The organism is Pigmentiphaga litoralis (genome assembly GCF_014651835.1).
In the GTDB taxonomy this organism is placed as follows: domain Bacteria; phylum Pseudomonadota; class Gammaproteobacteria; order Burkholderiales; family Burkholderiaceae_B; genus Pigmentiphaga; species Pigmentiphaga litoralis.
The window spans coordinates 1,172,704-1,192,204 of the sequence record NZ_BMXQ01000001.1; the positions used below are offsets into that span (position 1 = coordinate 1,172,704).

Annotated in this window: 21 protein-coding genes and 1 riboswitch; of the genes, 12 read left to right on the forward strand and 9 right to left on the reverse strand. The window is 64.5% G+C overall.

Annotated features, from left to right (window positions below; translation table 11 throughout):
- Positions 1–67: 67 nt before the first annotated feature.
- Together IE116_RS05170 and IE116_RS05175 are read right to left on the reverse strand one after the other, a co-directional pair.
- A complete protein-coding gene (locus tag IE116_RS05170; RefSeq protein WP_189610381.1) occupies positions 68–880 on the reverse strand; it encodes a TauD/TfdA dioxygenase family protein in 813 nt (270 codons plus the stop codon).
- 174 nt (positions 881–1,054) lie between these two features.
- Positions 1,055–2,011 carry a LysR family transcriptional regulator gene (locus IE116_RS05175; RefSeq protein ID WP_189610383.1) on the reverse strand — a complete coding sequence of 319 codons (957 nt, stop codon included), beginning with the start codon at positions 2,009–2,011 and terminating at the stop codon, positions 1,055–1,057.
- A 266-nt stretch (positions 2,012–2,277) separates the two neighbouring features.
- Here IE116_RS05175 and IE116_RS05180 point away from each other — a divergent pair, with 266 nt between their 5' ends.
- The gene (locus tag IE116_RS05180) at positions 2,278–3,267 is read left to right on the forward strand and encodes a Bug family tripartite tricarboxylate transporter substrate binding protein (RefSeq protein ID WP_189610385.1); all 990 of its coding nucleotides are present in this window, start codon (positions 2,278–2,280) and stop codon (positions 3,265–3,267) included.
- A 349-nt stretch (positions 3,268–3,616) separates the two neighbouring features.
- Here the strand turns inward: IE116_RS05180 and IE116_RS05185 are convergent, their stop codons facing one another.
- Both IE116_RS05185 and IE116_RS05190 read right to left on the reverse strand, forming a co-directional pair.
- Positions 3,617–3,949: a hypothetical protein gene (locus IE116_RS05185; protein WP_189610386.1), complete on the reverse strand. Its 333-nt coding sequence runs from the start codon at positions 3,947–3,949 to the stop codon at positions 3,617–3,619.
- A 77-nt stretch (positions 3,950–4,026) separates the two neighbouring features.
- Positions 4,027–4,512 (reverse strand): 6,7-dimethyl-8-ribityllumazine synthase, encoded by a 486-nt coding sequence (locus IE116_RS05190; RefSeq protein ID WP_229828006.1) that lies wholly within the window; start codon positions 4,510–4,512, stop codon positions 4,027–4,029.
- A gap of 89 nt (positions 4,513–4,601) precedes the next feature.
- A riboswitch (FMN riboswitch) is annotated at positions 4,602–4,756 on the reverse strand.
- Positions 4,757–4,954: 198 nt separating this feature from the next.
- On the opposite strand from IE116_RS05190, the gene IE116_RS05195 reads away from it, so the two are divergent.
- The 3 genes from IE116_RS05195 to IE116_RS05205 all read left to right on the forward strand — a co-directional run bounded on the left by IE116_RS05195 (position 4,955) and on the right by IE116_RS05205 (position 6,877).
- On the forward strand, positions 4,955–5,392 hold the full coding sequence (locus tag IE116_RS05195; protein WP_189610389.1) for a hypothetical protein: 438 nt from the start codon (positions 4,955–4,957) through the stop codon (positions 5,390–5,392).
- Positions 5,393–5,477: 85 nt separating this feature from the next.
- The gene (locus tag IE116_RS05200; RefSeq protein WP_189610391.1) at positions 5,478–6,131 is read left to right on the forward strand and encodes a carbonic anhydrase; all 654 of its coding nucleotides are present in this window, start codon (positions 5,478–5,480) and stop codon (positions 6,129–6,131) included.
- A 41-nt stretch (positions 6,132–6,172) separates the two neighbouring features.
- A complete protein-coding gene (locus tag IE116_RS05205; RefSeq protein WP_189610393.1) occupies positions 6,173–6,877 on the forward strand; it encodes a hypothetical protein in 705 nt (234 codons plus the stop codon).
- Positions 6,878–6,934: 57 nt separating this feature from the next.
- On the opposite strand, the gene IE116_RS05210 is transcribed toward IE116_RS05205, so the two are convergent.
- A complete protein-coding gene (locus IE116_RS05210; protein WP_189610395.1) occupies positions 6,935–8,398 on the reverse strand; it encodes an MATE family efflux transporter in 1,464 nt (487 codons plus the stop codon).
- Positions 8,399–8,566: 168 nt separating this feature from the next.
- Here IE116_RS05210 and IE116_RS05215 point away from each other — a divergent pair, with 168 nt between their 5' ends.
- Together IE116_RS05215 and IE116_RS05220 are read left to right on the forward strand one after the other, a co-directional pair.
- A complete protein-coding gene (locus IE116_RS05215) occupies positions 8,567–9,457 on the forward strand; it encodes a cation diffusion facilitator family transporter (RefSeq protein WP_189610398.1) in 891 nt (296 codons plus the stop codon).
- A gap of 65 nt (positions 9,458–9,522) precedes the next feature.
- Positions 9,523–10,107, forward strand: coding sequence for a DUF1415 domain-containing protein (locus IE116_RS05220; RefSeq protein ID WP_189610400.1), 585 nt, complete (start codon positions 9,523–9,525; stop codon positions 10,105–10,107).
- 40 nt (positions 10,108–10,147) lie between these two features.
- Here IE116_RS05220 and arfB read toward each other — a convergent pair whose 3' ends face one another.
- Positions 10,148–10,561, reverse strand: a complete 414-nt coding sequence (arfB, locus tag IE116_RS05225) for an alternative ribosome rescue aminoacyl-tRNA hydrolase ArfB (protein ID WP_189610401.1) — start codon at positions 10,559–10,561, stop codon at positions 10,148–10,150.
- 8 nt (positions 10,562–10,569) lie between these two features.
- Entirely contained in the window at positions 10,570–11,568 is a 999-nt protein-coding gene (gene bioB, locus IE116_RS05230; protein WP_373302949.1) for a biotin synthase BioB, read from the reverse strand.
- Between the two features lie 383 nt (positions 11,569–11,951).
- Here bioB and IE116_RS05235 point away from each other — a divergent pair, with 383 nt between their 5' ends.
- From IE116_RS05235 to fahA, 6 genes are all read left to right on the forward strand, one after another.
- Positions 11,952–12,233, forward strand: coding sequence for an HU family DNA-binding protein (locus tag IE116_RS05235; RefSeq protein WP_179587422.1), 282 nt, complete (start codon positions 11,952–11,954; stop codon positions 12,231–12,233).
- A gap of 138 nt (positions 12,234–12,371) precedes the next feature.
- On the forward strand, positions 12,372–12,851 hold the full coding sequence (locus tag IE116_RS05240) for a MarR family winged helix-turn-helix transcriptional regulator (protein ID WP_189610403.1): 480 nt from the start codon (positions 12,372–12,374) through the stop codon (positions 12,849–12,851).
- A gap of 361 nt (positions 12,852–13,212) precedes the next feature.
- Positions 13,213–14,235: a Bug family tripartite tricarboxylate transporter substrate binding protein gene (locus IE116_RS05245; RefSeq protein ID WP_189610405.1), complete on the forward strand. Its 1,023-nt coding sequence runs from the start codon at positions 13,213–13,215 to the stop codon at positions 14,233–14,235.
- A gap of 2 nt (positions 14,236–14,237) precedes the next feature.
- Complete coding sequence (locus tag IE116_RS05250) at positions 14,238–15,425, forward strand: FAD-dependent monooxygenase (protein WP_189610406.1); 1,188 nt, start codon at positions 14,238–14,240, stop codon at positions 15,423–15,425.
- Between the two features lie 48 nt (positions 15,426–15,473).
- Positions 15,474–16,055 (forward strand): VOC family protein, encoded by a 582-nt coding sequence (locus IE116_RS05255; RefSeq protein WP_189610408.1) that lies wholly within the window; start codon positions 15,474–15,476, stop codon positions 16,053–16,055.
- 3 nt (positions 16,056–16,058) lie between these two features.
- Positions 16,059–17,402, forward strand: coding sequence for a fumarylacetoacetase (gene fahA / locus IE116_RS05260; RefSeq protein WP_189610410.1), 1,344 nt, complete (start codon positions 16,059–16,061; stop codon positions 17,400–17,402).
- Positions 17,403–17,441: 39 nt separating this feature from the next.
- On the opposite strand, the gene IE116_RS05265 is transcribed toward fahA, so the two are convergent.
- Together IE116_RS05265 and IE116_RS05270 are read right to left on the reverse strand one after the other, a co-directional pair.
- Positions 17,442–18,392: a LysR family transcriptional regulator gene (locus tag IE116_RS05265; RefSeq protein WP_189610412.1), complete on the reverse strand. Its 951-nt coding sequence runs from the start codon at positions 18,390–18,392 to the stop codon at positions 17,442–17,444.
- A gap of 10 nt (positions 18,393–18,402) precedes the next feature.
- Complete coding sequence (locus IE116_RS05270) at positions 18,403–19,380, reverse strand: Bug family tripartite tricarboxylate transporter substrate binding protein (RefSeq protein WP_229828007.1); 978 nt, start codon at positions 19,378–19,380, stop codon at positions 18,403–18,405.
- Between the last annotated feature and the right edge of the window lie 121 nt (positions 19,381–19,501).

The following is a 19,501-nucleotide window of genomic DNA, read 5'->3' on the forward strand; positions in this document are numbered from 1 at the left end:
ACATCGCCGTCTTGTTTGCCTGACCCTTCGCACAGGCGAAGCGGACAGACAGTGCCGGTGCAGGGCCTCAGCCCGCCAACGGCGGCTCCGTCCCTTCCACCTGCACCCGGAAGCCCGAGCGCACGTTGGGCCAGTAATCCCAGATCGCCTTGTGGTGCGTGCAGCGGTTATCCCAGAACGCGATCGAATGATTGCGCCAGCGGAACCGGCAGGTCCATTCCGGGCGGTTGCAATGATCGATCAGGAACTTCAGGATCGCATCGCTCTCCTTGGGCGACAGTTCATTGATCTTCGACGTGAAATCGGTGTTCACGTAGATCAGCTTCTTGCCGCTGACAGGGTGGCGCGTGATGACAGGATGCGAATTGACCGGCGTGCCCGGGCCGAACACGCGGGTGCCGTCATGGGTAGCGGTCAGGCCTTCTAGGTACACCTTCATGCGCGGCGACAGTGCGTCATACGCCGAGTACATGCTGGCGAACATCGTGTCGCCGCCGCCATCGGGCGGAACCGTGTGGTTGTACAGCATGCTGCCAAGCGGCGGAATCGCGGCACACGACTGGTCGCTATGGAAGTTCTCGCCCGAAATCTGCTTGGAGGTCTCGTCGTAATGGAACTTGCGCACCAGCGGGTTATCGGTTGTCTTGCTGATCGTGTTGACGCCGACATGCTTGCCGAGCGGGCCGAAATAGCTGGCGACGCGGATCTGGTCTTCGAAGCTGATTTGCTGTTCGCGAAAGAACACCACCTGATACTTGATGAAGGCATCGTGCAGTTCTTTCTGCTGAATCTCGGACAGCGGCTGGGTGAGATCGATATTGCCGATCTCGGCGCCGATATGCGGGGAAATCGGCGTGGCGGTAATGGAGGTATAGGACATGGTTTCCTCTGCAGGGCAAACGGCCGGCGTTGACCGCCTGTAACAGGCAGCCCGAGATGACCGTTCAATGACGACATCATGCCCGCCGGGCGGGCGCTTCGCCAGAGGTCGCAGACCACTAGTTGATATGCAGAAGGTGCATAACGACACGCACGGCGCGACTTGCCGCAGGTCCTAAGACCGTTTCGCCTCGTTCAGCCAGGCCTCGCGCGCGTCGTCGGGCAGCACCAGCGTGTCCAGGGCCACCTGACGGAGCATGTCCACCATCTTCGTGGCCAGCAACGTGGGCGGCCGGCGGCTTGCCGTGACCAGGCAGATGGAGGAACTCATGATGGGATCGACCAGCGGGCAGATCAGCAATTCATCGGCGTGCTGCGAGGCGTGCAACCCGGCGCGCAGCACGTTGTAGGGCACGACGGCGGCGCCCAGGCCATTGCCCACCAAGGCCTCGATCGACGCCACGCCATCGATCTCGAACGCGACGTCAAGCTCGAAACCCTGACGGCTTGCCTCGGCATCGACCCGGGACCGCAATGGGTGCGGCTCGCACGGAAAGATCAGGGAATGATCCGCCAGTTGCGAGAACGACACGGTGCTCAGGCCGGCGTTTTCGGGCGACTTGCGCAGGATCAGGCACATAGGCTCGGTCACCAGGCGCTCCACCTGCGTAAGTGAGGATGCAACCGGGTCGTACACCAGCGTCGCGTCGATCTTGTCGGCCACCAGCCGTTCGTGCAGCGATGTGCTCAGCGCTTCGACAATGGTCAGCCGCGCCTGCGGAAAGCGCGCGCTGAAAGCACGCACCAGGGGCACGGTCAGCACCCGGCCCAGCGACGGCGGCAGGCCGACCACGACGCGGCCGGTAATGTCGGCCTCGGCCTTGCTCAAGGCCTGGCTGGCCGCCTCGTATTGCTGCAGCACGCTTTTGGCAAAGGCCAGGAACTGCTCGCCGGCATCGGTGAGGACGATGCCGCGGCCGTGCCGGTGGAACAGGTTCTTGCGCAGTTCGACTTCAAGCTGTCGCACCTGACGGCTGAGGAAAGGCTGTCCCGTATCGAGCGCCGCCGCCGCGCGGCTGAAGCTGCCATGCTCCGCGACACGGACGAAGTATTCGAGCTGCTTGAAATCCATGTTTCGTCACTCCGACAACAAGGCGCCACCTTAACCGCCCGCCTTCATCGATGCAATATCGGCATAGCTCCGACACAGCAAGTCCTCGACACCCCCTGCCTCGAAATGCCTTGACACTCTGTTACGACGACCAATAATGTGTGGCCTGCAAACCGCTGGACCGTATACGAAACACTTTGGTCCGATGCACGCTGCACCCGCCGTTGCGCCCGCCGCAGTCGCCCTACCCTTCGCCAGAGTGAGCCACCATGGGATTACCTAACCGCTTGACCTCGACCTCCTTCGCTGCCGCATTGGCGCCGCTTGCCGGCCTGCTGCTCACCATCGCCGTGGTGCCTGCCGCATCCGCCCAGGACTATCCCAACCGGCCGGTACGGCTGGTCGTGCCCTTTGCGGCCGGCGGCTCGTCCGACATCCTGGCCCGCAGCATGGCCCAATCGTTGTCCCAGCAACTGGGCCAACCCATCGTTGTCGAAAACAAGCCTGGCGCAGGCGGCATCATCGCGTCCGAACAAGTGGCGCGCGCCCCGGCCGACGGCTATACCCTGCTGTTCGGCACCATCGGTACCCACGCCATCAACCTGGCGCTGAAGAAAACGCTGCCGTTCGACCTGAACAAGGACTTCACCGCCATCGGCCGCCTGCAGGACGGTCCGCTCGTGCTGGTGATCAATCCGTCGGTGCCGGCCAAGAACATGCGCGAGCTGGAAGCGTATGCCAAGGCCAACCCGAACAAGCTGGCCTACGCGTCGGCCGGCATTGGCTCGATCTCGCATCTAGCGGGCGAACTGTTCAAGTCGGAAAGCCGCCTGGACATCACGCACGTGCCCTACAAGGGCGGCGGCGCGGCCATGCCCGACCTGCTGGGCGGACAGGTCCAGATGATGGTCGAGACCATTCCCAACACGCTGGGCGCGGTCAAGGGCGCGAAGCTGATCGCGCTGTCGACGACGGGCGAGAAGCGCTCCGCGTCCTTGCCCGAGGTGCCGACCTTTGCGGAACAGGGCCTGCCCAAGCTGACCGTGAACGCCTGGACCGGCCTGTTCGCGCCCGCGAACCTGCCCCCCGCGATCCTTACGCGCCTGAACACTGAACTGCAAAAGATCTCGAAGCAGCCCGACTACATGGACCGGATCGAGAAGGCCGGCAATGTGGCCGCCGCCCCGGGGACGCCGGCGGAATTTGCCGAGTTCGTCCGTTCGGAAGGCGTGCGGTGGCAAAAGGTCGCAGCTGCGGCGGGTGTAGAGAAGGAGTAACCCCCCTAGGCGCTTCGCGCCTCCCCCCAGGGGGCGGCACTGGCGGACTGGCGGAGCCAGATCCGCTGTGCCCTGGGTTTTGGGCGTCTGGGTGCGGGCAGTTTTTCCGCCGCTTGCGTGTCTGACGGACGGCGAGTGTTGAGGCGGATGCATCTGCCACGGCTTGTCCAGGTCCTGCGTGCGCACTGCAATCAGGTTGGCATAGCGCCCGCGCGGATCTTCCTTGGCCAGCCCGTCGCGCGATGCGTTCAGGTCGATCTGCTGCACGAAATCATCGTTCAGTGCCGCCACGCCCAGGTGGCGGAGGGTCCGCAGGCGATAACCGCATGCGCAGGTACTGCCCGGCTCGTCAGATCTGCAGACGCGATGTCGCAGGCGGCACTTTCAGGCAGGCCTGGTAGTCCGTCTCGACATCCTGCGTGCTGACGCGGTTGTCGTAAGCATCCTTGACCAGGTTCAGGAACCAGCCCCGGGTATCCGGGTCGTCGACCTTGGAAACATCCAGGACGGCGTCCACCACCCGTTGCGCCGCCCAGCCCTGGTCGCGAAGATTGACGATGACAAGACTGACGTCGCGTGTGGTGGCGCAGGCTTCGCGCGCTTCGCCGACCACATCGGCGCTCGCCGGCGGCAATGCGCCGAGGACGGACCCCAGCGCCAACATACCCAAGAACCGATTCATGACAAGGCGGGTAACAAAAAGACACGACTGGAACGAAGGCGTGAGCATACGCCAACGTCCCGCAAATGTCAGTTCCGTTACGAAGGTAATGCCGCCAAAGCTGCCACCGTGGCGGCGCAGGCCTGCGCCACTTCCCTGCCCTTCGTCAGGAAATGGGTGCGGAAGAAGTCGTGGTGTTCACCGTGCGAATGGAAATGGTGAGGCGTCAGCACGGCTGAAAACACCGGGACGCCTGTATCCAGTTGCACCCGCATCAGCCCGTCGATGACGGCATGCGCCACGAACTCGTGCCGATAGATGCCACCGTCAACGACCAGCCCGGCTGCCACGATGCCGGCGTAGGCGCCCGTTTCGGCCAGCCGCTTGGCGTGCAAGGGAATCTCGAAGGCGCCCGGCACCTCGAAACAGTCGATGGCGTCGCGTTCATAACCAAGGCGGCCCATCTCTTCGATGAAGGCGTCGCGGCTCTGGTCGACGATCTCGCGGTGCCAGCAGGCCTGGACGAACGCGATACGGCCCGGCGCCGTGGCGCTGGGGGAAACTTTGATGTTGGCAAGACCCACTTCCGACTCTCCAGAAAGGAAAAAGTCGAGGCAAGACGGGATGGCCCATGCAGCGGCCGGGCGCACAAGCGCGCGGTTGGGTGCACAGGTCCCGCTCTCTTTCATCCGGACTGTACCGTCGGCTTCGGAATCGCACCGAAATCTGCTGACCCCGCCGGGTGGCGGGCGCTCGCGGGCTAGGTGCGCATGGGGATGCCGCACCATTACCGCCGGTGGGGAATCGCACCCCGCCCCGAGAACGTTGGCCGCCGGGCGAGGGCCCGACGGTGCGCGACACCTTAGCACAAACCCGCATGGATGCTGGACAAAGCCCATGGCAACAACGGGGTTGCCGGCTGACACTGGCCTGTCATACCCGGAAATGCCCGCAACCCTGCTGTAACCCCTCATGCGGGGGCATCCGACTATTCTGGACTCGTCCCTTCGAACTGGAAGTCTTGCCATGCCCATACCCCAGTCGACCGGCGACAGGCGCCTCGTCGCCGAAGCCCATCTGCAGACCGCCCTGTTCGGCGTCCGCCCCGACCTTCCCTCCACCGCGCTGCTCGTCACGGCCGATGAACATGGCCTGCTCAGTGCACAGGTGTATGGTGTGGAAGTGGCGTTGCAGCGGTCCGTGGACCGGCTCAAAGACGAACTGCTTGATCGCTTCCGAAGTTTCCATCCCATTTACGATCATGACGATCTTGACGCGCTGATGCGCACGTTGAAGATGATTGCCCCGAAGGCTGGCGTCGCGATCGCACCGAATTCGGTCGATCTGATCGAATTGCCGGGCGCCGTTCTGGTGCTCACGGTCAACGGTACGGCTGTGGCCGCGTCGGAAGACCCCCTGCATCTGCTTTCCCAGGCGTTGGTCGATCTGCGTGCGCAGCGCTGACGGTCCCTCGCCTTTCTGCGCGGAGGGTGGCTGATATCATTCGCTACCCGTTCCGGCTCTGGAACGGCGCGAAGACAGGTGCCCCATGTTCCCTACACGACTCTCCGACGGATACCGGAATTTTCTTGATGGCCGCTTCAGTGATGAAAGCGCCCGTTACCGCACACTGGCCGAACGCGGCCAGACACCCGAAGTCATGGTGATCGGCTGTTGCGACTCCCGTGTCGCGCCCGAAGTGATCTTCGATGCCTCGCCCGGCGAACTGTTCGTGGTTCGCAACGTGGCCAATCTGGTGCCTCCTTACGAAGACGACCGCGAGACCTACCACGGGACCAGCGCCGCGCTGGAATTTGCCGTGCAGTCCCTGCGCGTGAAGCACATCGTGGTGCTGGGCCACGCGCATTGCGGCGGCATCCAGGCCGTGGCCAAGCATTCCGCCGCGCTGTCGCCGGGCGATTTCATCGGAAAGTGGATGAGCCAGATCGCGCCGGTGGCCGAGCGGCTGGGCCCGATGGGCGACAACCCCGGCAAATATCTGATGCAGATGGAACTTGCGGTGGTCGAGCACAGCCTCAATAACCTGATGACGTTTCCTTGCGTGCGCATCCTGGTCGAACGCGGCCAGCTGCAACTGCACGGCGCGTACTTCGGTGTCGCGACCGGCCTCTTGCTGGTGCGCAACCCGGCGACCGGCGAATTCCACCCGGCGTCGTCTCCCCCTCACGCTGCGGGCGCCTAGCCCGCGGCCGTTCTTGCCGCACTGTGGCGAAGGAAGCTTGCATGATTGGTCGTACCTGGATTCTTGCCGCATTACTGGCGCCCGCCTGCGTGTATGCCGGCGGCACGGCCAACCTGACCGCGCGCGACGAACAGGGTAAGCAACTGACCGCCACGGTCGAATTCGTGGGCACGTCGCGGCTGCGGGTGACGTCGCCCAACCAGCCCGGCGCCTACATGATTGCGCGCGATGGCAAGGTCTACAACATCGCCAAGGTTCAGGGCCGCACGGTGGTGATGGAAGCCAAGGACCTGATGCGCATGGCCGGCAACATGATGCCCAGCCCGACGGCCGCCATTGAACAGGTCAACAGCGTCGTGTCGCTGACGCCGACGTCGGCCAGGGAAACCGTGGCCGGCATTACCGGCACGGTGTACAAGCTGACGTATGAAGACGGCCAACGTCGCACCCGCACTGAAGACCTGGTCCTGGCGAAAGATGCGCGCGCCACCGAATTCACGTCGGCGGCGGTTCACTTTGGCAAGACGCTGGCGGCCGCGTCGGGCACGATCATTCCCCCGGGCGCTGACGACCTGGTGGCGCGTATCCAGCGGGATGGGCTGGGCCTGCTGCGTTTTGGCAACCGGATCGAGATCAATTCCTTGAACGGTACGACGCCTGCGGCGACCCGCTTCGACCTGCCCGCCGGATCGTTCCAGATGCCCGATCTGGGGGGCCTGTTCCCGGGCCTGGGCGGCGCGCGTTAAGCGCCTGCCAACGAGGGCGGCCGCCACGGGGACCTGGAGACGGCCACTGGTATTGGCTCAGCTCTGCCGAGGCACCGAGGGCGCAGCGGCAGGCATGCCCATCCCGGTCTCCGGCGCATGCGCCACCGGCGTCGCCGTGTCGTCCGCCGGCGTTCCCGCCGCCATGCGCGAGTCGCGCCATCCGCCATACCGGTAGTACGCTGCCGCCAGCATCAGCGACACCATCGCACCCAGCGGGAAACTCCACCAGATCGCATCGGCGCCAAAGCGTTCCTGCAGCAGACTGGCAACCGGCAGGCGGATCAGCCAGATCGAGATGAACAGGATGATCAGCGGCGCGTACACGGCGCCCGTGGCGCGCACGACGCCGAACAGTACGATCGTCACGCCGAACGCCACAAAGGACCACACCACGATCATGTTGATGTGCTGCGCGATCGCGATGGCCTGCGTGCCGTCCGGCAGGAAAATGCCAAGCGAATGGCGATTGAACGCATAGAGCACCACGGCCAATGCGCCGGTCAGCACCAGGTTCAGGCCGACGCCCACCGTGGCGATCCGATCCACCCTGTTCCACAGACCCGCACCCACGTTCTGCGCGGCCATGGACGACACCCCTGCCCCCAGCGCCAGCGCCGGCATCTGCACGTAGGTCCAGAGCTGCGACGCCACGCCATAGGCCGCGGTGGTGTCGGTGCCGTACGTGTTCACCAGACTGATCATGACGATGGCCGAGGACGAGATCACGACCATCTGCAGGCCCATCGGCAACCCCTTGGCAACCAGAGTGCGCAACAGGGCCGGCTTGGGTTTGAACACGCTCAATTCCTTGCGGGTGGGCAGCAGGAAGTGGCCGCGCCTGACCAGGAACATCAGCATGGCCGCAAGGCTGACCAGCTGTGAAATCAAGGTGGCCAGCGCCGACCCTGCAATGCCCAGCGGCGGCAAGGGCCCCACGCCAAAGATGAAGACCGGGTTGAGCACGATATCCAGCAGCACCGACAGCGCCATGAAATAGAACGGCGTGCGCGAGTCCCCCGCGCCGCGCAGCGCCATCATCACGAAGCTGAAGAAGAACATGAAGGGCAGCGCAATGAAGATGACGCGCAGGTAGCTGATGGCCAGTGGCTGCGCTTCGATCGGCGTGCCCATGGCCACGAAGATGGCAGGGGTGAATACATAGCCAAGCACGGCAGCGATCACCGACAGCACGATGAAGAAGACAGACCCAGTGCCCACGACGCAGCGCGCCTGGGCAATGTCCTTGCGGCCGACCGCCTGTCCGACCAGGATGGTCGTGGCCATGCCGACGCCAAACACCACGCCCAGCAGGAAAAACAGAATGATGTTGGCGTTGGACGTGGCGGTCAGCGCCGCTTCGCCCAGATAGTGGCCGACCCACACGGCATTGACGGATGCGTTCAGTGACTGCAACACGTTGCCGCCCAGCACGGGCAGCGAGAATTTCAGCAGCGTACTGCCGATCGGACCGGTCGTCAGGTCCTGACGGGAGGGGCTCATGCATCATCCACAAAGGACGCCCGTCGCGGGCGGTCCGCCGATTCTACGGGCTAGAATCGCGGTTATTCCGGCCGCCCTGTAACCTTTTATGCCCACCTCCTGTCCTTCGGCGTCACGCGCGTTGACCGTGCGCCGCCCCCTGCCGGGCTCATCGATGGACCTGCGGTCATGACGCCCGCCTCGCGCCTGGCGGCAGGCACGATCGTTGTCGGTGTGGCCGTGCTGGGCCTCAAGTACCTGGCCTACGTGCTGACCGGCAGCGTCGCGCTGTATTCCGATGCCCTGGAAAGCATCATCAATGTGGCCACCGCCGTCGCCACCCTGGCCGCCGTGTCGGTCAGCGCGATGCCCGCCGACGCCAACCATCCTTACGGGCACCAGAAGGCCGAGTACCTGTCGGCCGTGCTTGAAGCCGCCCTGATCCTGGTGGCCGCGATGCTGATCCTGCGCGAAGCGTGGCACGGTTTTCTGGCGCCCAAGCCACTTGAAGCGCCCGCGCTGGGCCTGGCCATCAACGCAGGCGCGGGCGTCCTCAACGGCATCTGGAGCTTCGTGCTGTTCCGCTTTGGCCGCCGGTGGCGGTCGCCCGCCCTGGTGGCGGATGCCCACCATCTGTGGACCGACGTCGTGTCGTCGATCGGTGTGGTGATCGGCGTGGCGCTGGTCGCGTGGACCGGCTGGGCGGTGCTCGATGCCGTCATCGCGGCACTGGTGGCCGTCAACATTTTGTGGTCAGGATGGAGGCTGATGCGCGAGTCGGTGGGCGGGCTGATGGACGAGGCCGTCGCGCCTGACGTGCAGGCCACCATTGCATCGGTCATCGCCACCCACGCCACTGGCGCCATCCAGGCCAATGCCGTGCGCACGCGGCGCTCGGGCAACATCACCTTCATTGAATTCAACCTGGTCACCCCGGGCGACATGACGGTGGCCGACGCCCATGACATTTGCGACCGGCTTGAAGACGCGCTCAGTCACGCGGTCGTTGACAGTTCCGTGACGATTCACATCGAGCCCGAACAGCACGCGGTGTCGCATGGCGCGGTTAACGTGGCCTGACGCCTTGATGCCTTGATGCCCGATGCATCGCATCGCTTCACTCAAATTATCGAATGGAATCCTTCATGTCCTCTCTCCCTGAAACCGGCAACGGTCCGTCCCACGACATTGCGATTGCAGACACCCGCGCATGGATCGAAAAGGCCGTCATCGGCCTGAACCTCTGTCCGTTCGCCAAGGCTGTGCATGTGAAGGACCAGATCCGCTACATCGTCAGCGATGCGCGCAACGAAGAAGCCCTGCTGGCCGACCTGGCCATGGCGCTGGAAGAGATCGCGCAGGCATCCCCGGAAACGATCGACACGACGCTGTTGATCCACCCGTGGGTGCTGAATGAGTTTGCGGATTACAACGACTTTCTGGACATCGCCGATGCGGCCGTCGAGGAGCTCGACCTGGGCGGCATCATCCAGGTAGCGAGCTTTCACCCGGACTACCAGTTCGCGGACACGGGGCCCGACGACATCGACAACTACAGCAACCGCGCGCCCTACCCCACGCTGCATCTGCTGCGCGAAGACAGCGTCGACAAGGCGGTGGAAAGCTTCCCGGAAGCCGATGCCATCTACGAAAAAAACATTGAGATGCTGCGCAAGATCGGGCAGGAAGGCTGGGCCGCGTTGAAGCTGCACGGCGCCTATCGGACCTAGGTCCGGCGCTTGAAGACAGATGACGGGTGATGCCTGAGGCCTAGTCCGTCACCCTGCCGCGATTGCGCTTGATCTCGCCGCGCAATACCTTGCGCTGCAGGCGCCGCTGCTGCGACCCGCGTGTGGGCTTGGTCGGCTTGCGCGGTTTGGTTGGCACGGCGTGCGACGCGATCAGCGCCACCAGCCGCTGCAGCGCATCGTCGCGATTCTTTTCCTGGCTGCGATAGGCCTGCGCCTTGATCACCACCACGCCTTCTTTGGTGATGCGCTGATCGTTCGCCGCCAGCAGCGCGGCCTTCAGTTCGTCGGGCAGCGACGAGCGTGGAATGTCGAAACGCAAGTGGATCGCGCTCGACACCTTGTTGACGTTCTGCCCACCGGATCCCTGCGCGCGGATCATGGTGAACTCGACGTCGTCCTCGTTCAGCCAGGCATCGCCATAGATATGCAGCATACCGATGATCAGTGCCCTGACGATGCGTGCAGGCCAAGGCGGCCCATCAACGCGCGGTCGGCCACCGATTGCGGGTTGTCGGTCGTGAGCAGGCGGTCGCCATAGAACATCGAGTTCGCGCCGGCCAGGAAACACAGGGCCTGCAAGGCGTCGTCCATCGTCTCGCGCCCGGCCGACAGGCGCACCATGGCTTGCGGCATGGTGATGCGCGCCACTGCGATCGTGCGCACGAATTCGAACGGATCGACCGCGTCGTTCTCGGCCAATGGCGTGCCTTCGACCCGGACCAGATTGTTGATCGGCACCGACTCCGGATACGGATCCATATTGGCCAGTTGCGCGATCAGGCCCGCGCGTTCACGCCGCGATTCCCCCAGGCCCACGATCCCGCCGCAGCAGACCTTCACGCCCGCATCGCGCACGCGGGCGATGGTGTCGAGACGATCCTGGTAGGTGCGGGTCGTGATCACCTGACCGTAGAACTCGGGAGACGTATCCAGGTTGTGGTTGTAGTAGTCAAGGCCCGCGTCCCGCAGCTGCTGCGCCTGACCGTCTCGCAACATGCCCAGCGTCACGCAGGTTTCGAGACCCAGGTCCTTGACCGCCGACACCATCTCGGCGACGGCATCGACCTGATGCGGCTTGGGACTGCGCCATGCCGCGCCCATGCAGAAGCGCGTGGCGCCGTTGGCCTTGGCGGCCTGCGCGGCATCCAGCACCTCGGCCAGCGGCAGCAGCTTTTCGGCTTCCAGGCCGGTGTCGTAGCGCGACGACTGCGGGCAGTAGGAACAGTCTTCGGGGCATCCGCCGGTCTTGATCGACAGCAGCGTCGAGAGCTGGACGGCGTTGGGATCGAAGTGTTCGCGGTGCGTCTGCTGCGCACGGAAGATCAGATCCGAAAACGGCAGCTCGAACAATTCGACGATTCCCGCGACCGTCCAGGCGGCCGAATTACGACGAGTTGTAACGACAGGCGAAACTTTTGTGGTGTGCATATCTGCGTGCATGGGGACTCCTGGGCCGCGTTTGAGTGCAGGACAGCGCCGCGCGGCCAGCTCGCATGGTAGGCAATCGACGCATGCGGTGCAAACGCTCGATCGCCGCAGTATCGGTGAGAGTTGTCCGATTTTGCAGTGATTTTCGCGAAGTTGCGCGACATGACCCTTAACGTTCAGTTATCGCCGTCGTCATGAAACACCGACCTGCCCCGATTTTTTTTGTATCGGATGGGCAGAATATGGCGTCGCTACAGGGCGCGCGGGCAGCGCAAGCGTCGGGCGCGAAGCCAAAACCGACTTGCATTTATGCGCCAAGATTGTTTGAATGCCGCCCTAGTGCTGTTGGCGACCCGCCACTGTCGGCGACCTGCCAACTTTTTTAAGGAGTACGCATGCGCACCAAGAAAGAACTGATCGACGCCCTCGCCGAACGGACCCAGCAACCGAAGAACGTGTCGGAAGCGTTCATCGACGCCCTGGGCGACGCACTGCGCGCCTCGCTGGCGGGCGGTGATGAAGTCGTGCTGCCAGGTGTCGGCAAGTTCTCTGTCAAGGCCAAGGCTGCCAAGACTGGCCGCAACCCACGCACGGGTGAAGCCATCCAGATCGCCGCGCGCAAAGCGCCCGCATTCAGCGCCGCCAAGGTGCTGAAGGATGCCGTGGACGCCAAGTAAGCGCCACGTGCCTGAGCGGCCGGTGCAAACCGCGCTGCTCGCCAGCGAGTGCACGCCTGGCGTGCCTCGCTAGTCGGCCCCTTCCGGTCGGTCCGCGTTAAACTGGCAAGAAAAAACGACACCCCCGGGGAGCCTTTTTTGCCGAAGACCGCACCCGCTACCGCCGAGCCCAGCCTTGGCGCAAGCACCACGTATCTCGTGTCGCAAGTCCACTTCGCGCTGCGCAACCGCACCGAAGCCGCCCTCAAGAAATACGCCGTCACCGGCATCCAGTACACGGTCCTGTCCGTGCTCGGGCATCGAGACGGTCTGTCGTCCGCTGATCTGTCCCGCCGTTTCTACGTCACGCCTCAATCCATGGGCCAGTTGCTCAGCACCCTGGAAGAACGCGGCCTGCTCGTGCGCCGCGAAGACGCCGCCAACCGCCGCATCCTGCGCGTCAGCCTGACCCCCGAAGGCCGCAAACTGGTCGACGCCGGCGCCAAAGACATCGAAGCCGTCGAAACCGACGCCTTCTCCTGCCTCGACCCGCGCGACCTCAAGACCATGCGCGCCAACCTGCGCACCCTGGTCGGCGAACTAAGAGGCTCGCAGAGCGAAGAAAACCAGGGAGCGTGAGGCGGCCCGCAGCAATGCAGCCCCTGGCACCATCAAGCACCACCCTGCAAGCTGGCACGCCACCACCACGGGGCACAGTGGATCTGGCTTCGCCAGTCCACCAGTGCCGCCCCTGGGGGTGGCGCGCAGCGCCTAGGGGGGCTTACTTCCCCCGCCCGTTGGGGTGGCGCGGAGCGCCTCGCTGAGGGCTCACCCTTGGGCCCATCGAATTCCTTTGTGACTCCATAATTTTTATGTGATTCATTTCGCTTGAGGCTTCACTTATATTTCCCCTGGTACGTGGCGCAAGCCCACACCCAGACAGCGACCGGCCGCGCCTTGCGACACGGATCGCGCAGCCTGCATCGACCAGGGGACACCGATGACCGATACCACCTTGCGCGCCGCCCCTACGCGGCGCGTTTTCGTTTTCAGCGCGCTTACCACCTTTGCCGCGCTTGCCTTGGGCGCAGCGGCCACGCTGGCGCCGCTGGGCCAGGCAGCCGCCCAGGACTACCCCACGGGCCCCATCACGCTGATCGTGCCCTTCCCGCCGGGTGGCCCAACTGACGTCAGCGCACGGCTGGTCGGCAAGTCGCTGGGCACGCTGCTCGGCAAGCCGGTTATCGTCGAGAATCGCCCGGGCGCAGGCGGCACGGTGGGCTCGGCCTTCGTGGCCCGTGCACCGGCCGATGGCTATACCCTGCTGTGGGGCAGCACCAGCAGCCTGGGCGTGGCGCCCTCGCTCTATCCGAACCCTGGCTATGCACCCATGACGTCGTTTGCGCCGATCGGCATGGTGGGCCGCACGCCCATCCTGCTGGTGACGCGCAGCGCGCTGCCGCCCAAGACGCTGCAAGAGTTCGTGGCCTACGCCAAGACGCACAAGTCGTCCTACGGATCGGCCGGCAACGGATCGATCAATCACCTGACCGGCGAATGGCTCAAGGAAGTCGCCAAGTTCGACATGTTGCACGTGCCCTACAAGGGCGGCGCGCCAGCCTTTGCGGACATGGTCAGCGGCCAGGTGGACATGTCGCTGGAGACCATCACGCTGGCCCAGCCGTACATGGCCAATGGCCGCATCAAGGTCCTGGCCACCACCAGTGCGAAACGCTCGCCCGCCATGCCGGACGTGCCGACGGTGCAGGAAATCTACGGCAATGACTTCGAGGTGTATTCCTGGCTGGCGCTGGTCGCCCCGGCCAAGACACCGCCTGCCGTCTTGCAGAAGCTGAACGATGCGCTGCGCGGCGCGCAGAACGATCCCGAACTGCGCAAGCAGATGGAAACCGGCGGCCTGGAAGTGATCCAGACGACGCCTGACGAATTCCGCACCTTCCTTGCCGGCGAGTCCAAGAAGTGGACTGCGCTGGTCGCCAAAACCAAACCTGTCGTGGACTGATCATGCGCATACTTATCGCAGGGGGTGGCCTGGGCGGCCTCACTGCCGGACTGGCCTTGCTCAAGAAGGGCTTCAATGTCCGGATCCTGGAACAGGCCGCGCAGCTCAAGGAAGTCGGCGCCGGCATCCAGCTGAGCCCGAATTGCAATCACGTGCTGTTCAAGCTGGGTCTCGAACCCGAGTTCATGAAGCTGGCGTCCGAACCGCAGGGCAAGATCGTGCGGCTCTGGAACACGGGGCAGACCTGGAACCTGTTCGACCTGGGCAGCGTGTCGCGCAAGCTGTATGGCTATCCCTACCTGACGGCGCACCGGGCCGACCTGCACCAGACCCTGGCCAACGCCGTGCGCCGCGAAGATCCGGACGCCATCGTGCTGGGCGCAAAGATGATCGCGTTCGATCAGCATGCTGACGGTGTGACGGTACGGACCGAGGACGGCCGCAGCTTCCAGGGCGACGTGCTGGTGGGCGCCGACGGCGTGCATTCGCTGGTACGCGAAACCCTGTTCGGCGCCGACAAGCCAAGATTTTCAGGCATCGTGGCGTGGCGCGGCGTGATCGAGGCCGCCACCTTGCCGACGCAGCTGCAACGTCCCTTGGGCGTGAACTGGGTCGGCCCCGGTGCGCACGTCATTCACTATCCGCTGCGGGCCAACAAGCTGGTCAACTTCGTGGCGGCGGTCGAGCGGACGGACTGGCAGGTCGAGTCCTGGACCGAACGGGGGTCGACCGAAGAATGCCTGGCCGATCTGGCCGGCTGGAACGAAGACGTGCACTCCCTGATCCGCGCGATCGACGTGCCGTACAAGTGGGCGCTGATGGTCCGCGACCCGATGGCAAAGTGGAGCCATGGCAACATTACCTTGCTGGGCGACGCCTGCCATCCGACGCTGCCCTTCCTGGCCCAGGGCGCCGCCATGGCGATCGAAGACGGCTATATGCTGGCACGTGCGCTGGACGAATACCGGGACGATCCCGTGGTTGCGCTGTCGCACTATGAAGAGGCCCGCAAGGACCGCACGGCGCGCGTCGTGGAAGGATCCAACGCCAATGCCAAGCGTTTCCACAACAAGGAACTGGCACACCCCGAAGGGGCTGCCGCCTATGTGAATCGCGAATGGCAGGAAGACCGTGTGAAGGAACGCTACGAATGGCTGTTCACGTACGACGTCGAGACGGCGCCGCTGTAAGGCCCGCGCCCTGACCCTGTCGTGAACCTGCCGCTGAAAGGAAGCACCATGAACACCCCAACCTCTGTATCCAACGAGCTGTCCGCGCCCACCGTGCAAGGGCTGCACCACTTCGCATGGCGATGCCGCGATGCCGAAGAAACGCGCCATTTCTACGAGGACCTGATCGGCCTGCCGCTGGTCCATGTGATCCGGCTCGATCACGTGCCCAGCACGGGCGAGTACTGCCCGTATGTCCACATCTTTTTCGAGATGGGCGATGGCTCGTACATTGCGTTTTTCGATCTGGGTGACGACGTGTCCGCCCTGCCCTCGCCCAACACGCCGGCGTGGGTCAATCACATTGCCTTGCAGGTCGACAGCCTGGACCGGCTCATGGCCCTGAAAGCTCGGCTGGAAGACGCAGGGGTGGACGTGCTGGGCGTGACGGATCATCACATCGTCAAGTCCATTTATTTCTTTGATCCGAACGGCTTTCGCGTCGAATTGACGGTGCGGACCGTGTCCGATGAAGACATGAAGTCGCACGCCCGTATCGCCCATGCCGACCTGGCCAAGTGGGTGACCGACAAGGCGCAACTGCGCGCGTCCGCCACTACCGCCACCACCGCCACTGCCCAAGGAAACTGACCGATGGCCGAATCGAGCGCCACCCAGTTCAATGCCACGTCATTGAACGCCACCCATGACGCGTCCGTCCGCAGCTGGGTCGACAGCGCCAATACCGACGACACGGACTTTCCCATCCAGAACCTGCCCTACGGCATTCTGGAGCGCGATGGACGACGCGGGGGCGCGGTGGCCATTGGCGACCAGGTGCTGGATCTTGGCGCAGCCCTGGACGCCGGCTGGTTCGAAGGCGCCGCGCGCCGTGCCGCTGAAGCCGCCAGCGCACCGACGCTGAACGCCTTCATGGCCCTGCCGCCTGCCGACACGCATGCGCTGCGAGCCGCGCTGTTCGACATGCTGCGCTCCGACGGCGCCAATGCCGACCAGGCGCGCGCGGATGCCGCCAAGGTGCTGGTCCCGGCCGCTGGCGCGACCCTGCACCTGCCCTGCCGGATCGAAGGCTACACCGACTTTCTGACATCGATCCATCACACCGAACGCCACGGCAAGCTCAAGGGCCTGAAAGACCCGCTGCCGCCGGCCTTCAAGTATCTGCCCGTGGCCTACCACGGCCGCACGTCATCGATCCGCGTGAGCGGTCCGGACGTGGTGCGTCCGCACGGGCAATGGAAGGCCGCCGATGGCAGCGTGCAGTTCGGCGCGATCGAAGCCATGGACTTTGAACTGGAACTGGGCCTGTTCGTGGGCCAGGGCAATCCGCAGGCGTCGCCGATTCGGATCAACGACGTGGCCGATTACCTGTTCGGCTTCTGCCTGCTCAATGACTGGTCGGCCAAGAGCATCCAGTGGTGGGAACAGGTGCTGGGCCCGTTCCTGGGCAAGAACTTCCATACGTCCGTGTCGCCGTGGGTCGTGACGGCCGAGGCCCTGGCGCCTTTCCGTACCGCCGCCTATGCGCGCCCCGACGGCGATCCGGCGCCGCTGCCGCATTTATCCAGCGACGCCGACCAGCGTGCCGGCGCGTTCGACATCCAGCTCGAAGCCTGGCTGTCCAGCGACACCATGCGCCGTACCGGCGACGGCCCGGCGCGTATCAGCCAGACCAATGCCAAGACGCTGTACTGGACCTTTGGCCAGATGGTTGCGCACCACACCAGCAACGGGTGCAACCTGCTGCCCGGTGACCTGATCGGCAGCGGCACGGTGTCGGGCGAAGCGCGCAGTTCGATGGCGTGCATGACCGAAATGACCAGTGCGGGCGCCGAAGCCATCACCCTGGCGAACGGCGAATCGCGAAAATGGCTGATGGATGGCGACGAGATCGTGCTGCGCGGCAAGGCCGAGAAAGCAGGCTTTCGCAGCATCGGGTTTGGGGAGTGTCGCGGCCGCATTGCACCGGCGCGATAAAAGGCCAGCGGGCGGCGCGGTCGCTGCGCCGTTAGGCCGCTAGCCCGCGGACGGTCGTGGCAGCTCGGCCACGACCTGCTCGAAGGTCGAAACGAACGCGGTCAATGTCGGGGAAGGCACGGCGCCCGCCCGCGTGATCGCATAGAAATCGAAGCTGACGGCGGGGACCAGCGGCCGGCAGTGCACGGCGTAGCGCAGGCAGGCGCTTTGTGCGAATGACGGAATGATGGCGATGCCGAAACCCTTCTCGGCCATCGCAATCGCCGTTTCCAGATGCTGCACCGTGGTCCGCCGCGCAATGTTCAGCTTATGACGGAACAAGGCTTCTTCGGTCAGGCTTTGCACCGGACTTTCCGGCGTCAGGCAGATCAGTGCCTGATCGTTCAGGGCCTGCCAGGGCATGTCGCCACTGCCGGTGTCCCCGGCGGGGGCCGCTTTGGAGGGGGTCCCCGTCTTGCCCATGCGCCGGTCCGAGGCATACACCGCCGCCAGATGCGACGGAATGATGGCCTCGCGCCGCAACCCCGATACCTTGGCAAAGAAGGCGCCAAAGGCCGCGTCCAGCCCGCCGTTTTCCACGGCCTGCTGGATTTCGACCGGGCTGCCGTCCACCACTTCCACGTCCACCTGCGGATGCGTGGCTGCAAAGCGCAGCAGCGTGTCGGGCACGATGGTTGACGCCATCAACGGAGTGAAGCCCACCCGCAGCGTGGCGATGTCCTGCCGTTCCATGTCACGCAGCCGCAGCGCGGCCTCGCTCAATTCCCGCGCGATCAGCGCCGCGGTGGGCAGGAACACCCGGCCAGCTTCGGTCAGCACCACCGCACGCGTGGTCCGTTCGAACAACCGGGTATTGAGCTGCGATTCCAGCTCGCGGATGGTGGCGCTCAGACCCGCCTGGCTCAGGTGCAGATGCTGAGCCGTCTTCGTAAAGTTGGCCGACTCGGCCACGCCCAGGAAGGCCTTGAGCTGACGCAGGGAAATATTCATGCGCCGCCGATCAGTCCAGTCGCAGGTTCAGGCGCTTGATGATCTTGCCCCACTTGTCGGTATCGACGGCGATCAGTTGCCGCAGTTCGTCCGGCGTGGTCGGGCCCGGGGTTGCGCCCGCCGCGACGATGCGCGTCTTGACTTCGGGGTTGTTCAACGCGGCATTGAGCGCCCGGTTCAGCCGTTCGATGATGGCGGGCGGCGTGCCGGTTGGCGCGGCGATCGCGAACCAGCCGGTGGCTTCATAGCCCTTGAGTCCGGCTTCAGCCAGCGTGGGCACGTCGGGCAAGGCCGGGCTGCGCTCCGCGGTGGTCACGGCGTAGGCCTTGAGCTTGCCGGCCTGGATGAAGTTGACCGCGCTGGGCGTATCGCTCATGGCCAGGGGTATCTGGCCGCTCATGGCGTCCACCGTGGCGGGGCCGGTGCCCTTGTACGGCACCAGCACTGTCTTGACCCCTGCAGTCTGATTGAAGAGTTCGCTTGCCAGTTGCATGACGGTACCCTGCCCGCCGTGCCCCAGCGACAGCTTGTCGGGCATGGCCTTGGCTTCGGCCAGCACGTCGGCAATGGTCTTGGCCTTGGCGTCCGGTGGGCCCACGAGCACGAATGGCGAATACGCAACGCGGCCCACCGGTGTCAGATCCTTGATCGGGTCGAAGGTCATGTTCCGGTACAGCACGCCATTGATGCCCAGGGCGCCCGCGCCGCTGAAGCCGATCACATACCCATCGGGCGCCGAACGCGCCACCGCTTCCATCGCAATGTTGCCGCCCGCGCCGCCGCGGTTTTCGACCACCACCTGCTGGCCCAGACGCTCGGACATGACCGGTGCGATCACCCGCGCGATCAGGTCGGTGCTGCCGCCTGGCGGGAACGCCACGATCATGCGGATCGGCTTGGTGGGATAGGCGGCGGGCGCCTGGGCGTACGCGCCCGGCAAAGCAGCCAGCGTGCAGCTGGCCACCAGCGCAAGGGTCCATGTCTTCACTGCGGTCTCCTGTTGGGCCGCGCGCACTGCGTCGCGCGGCTGTCATTCCCTACCGGTCTGAACGCCGATATCAGGAAAAATATAATACGCTCATATTTGAGCATGGTCATTTACTTGCGCT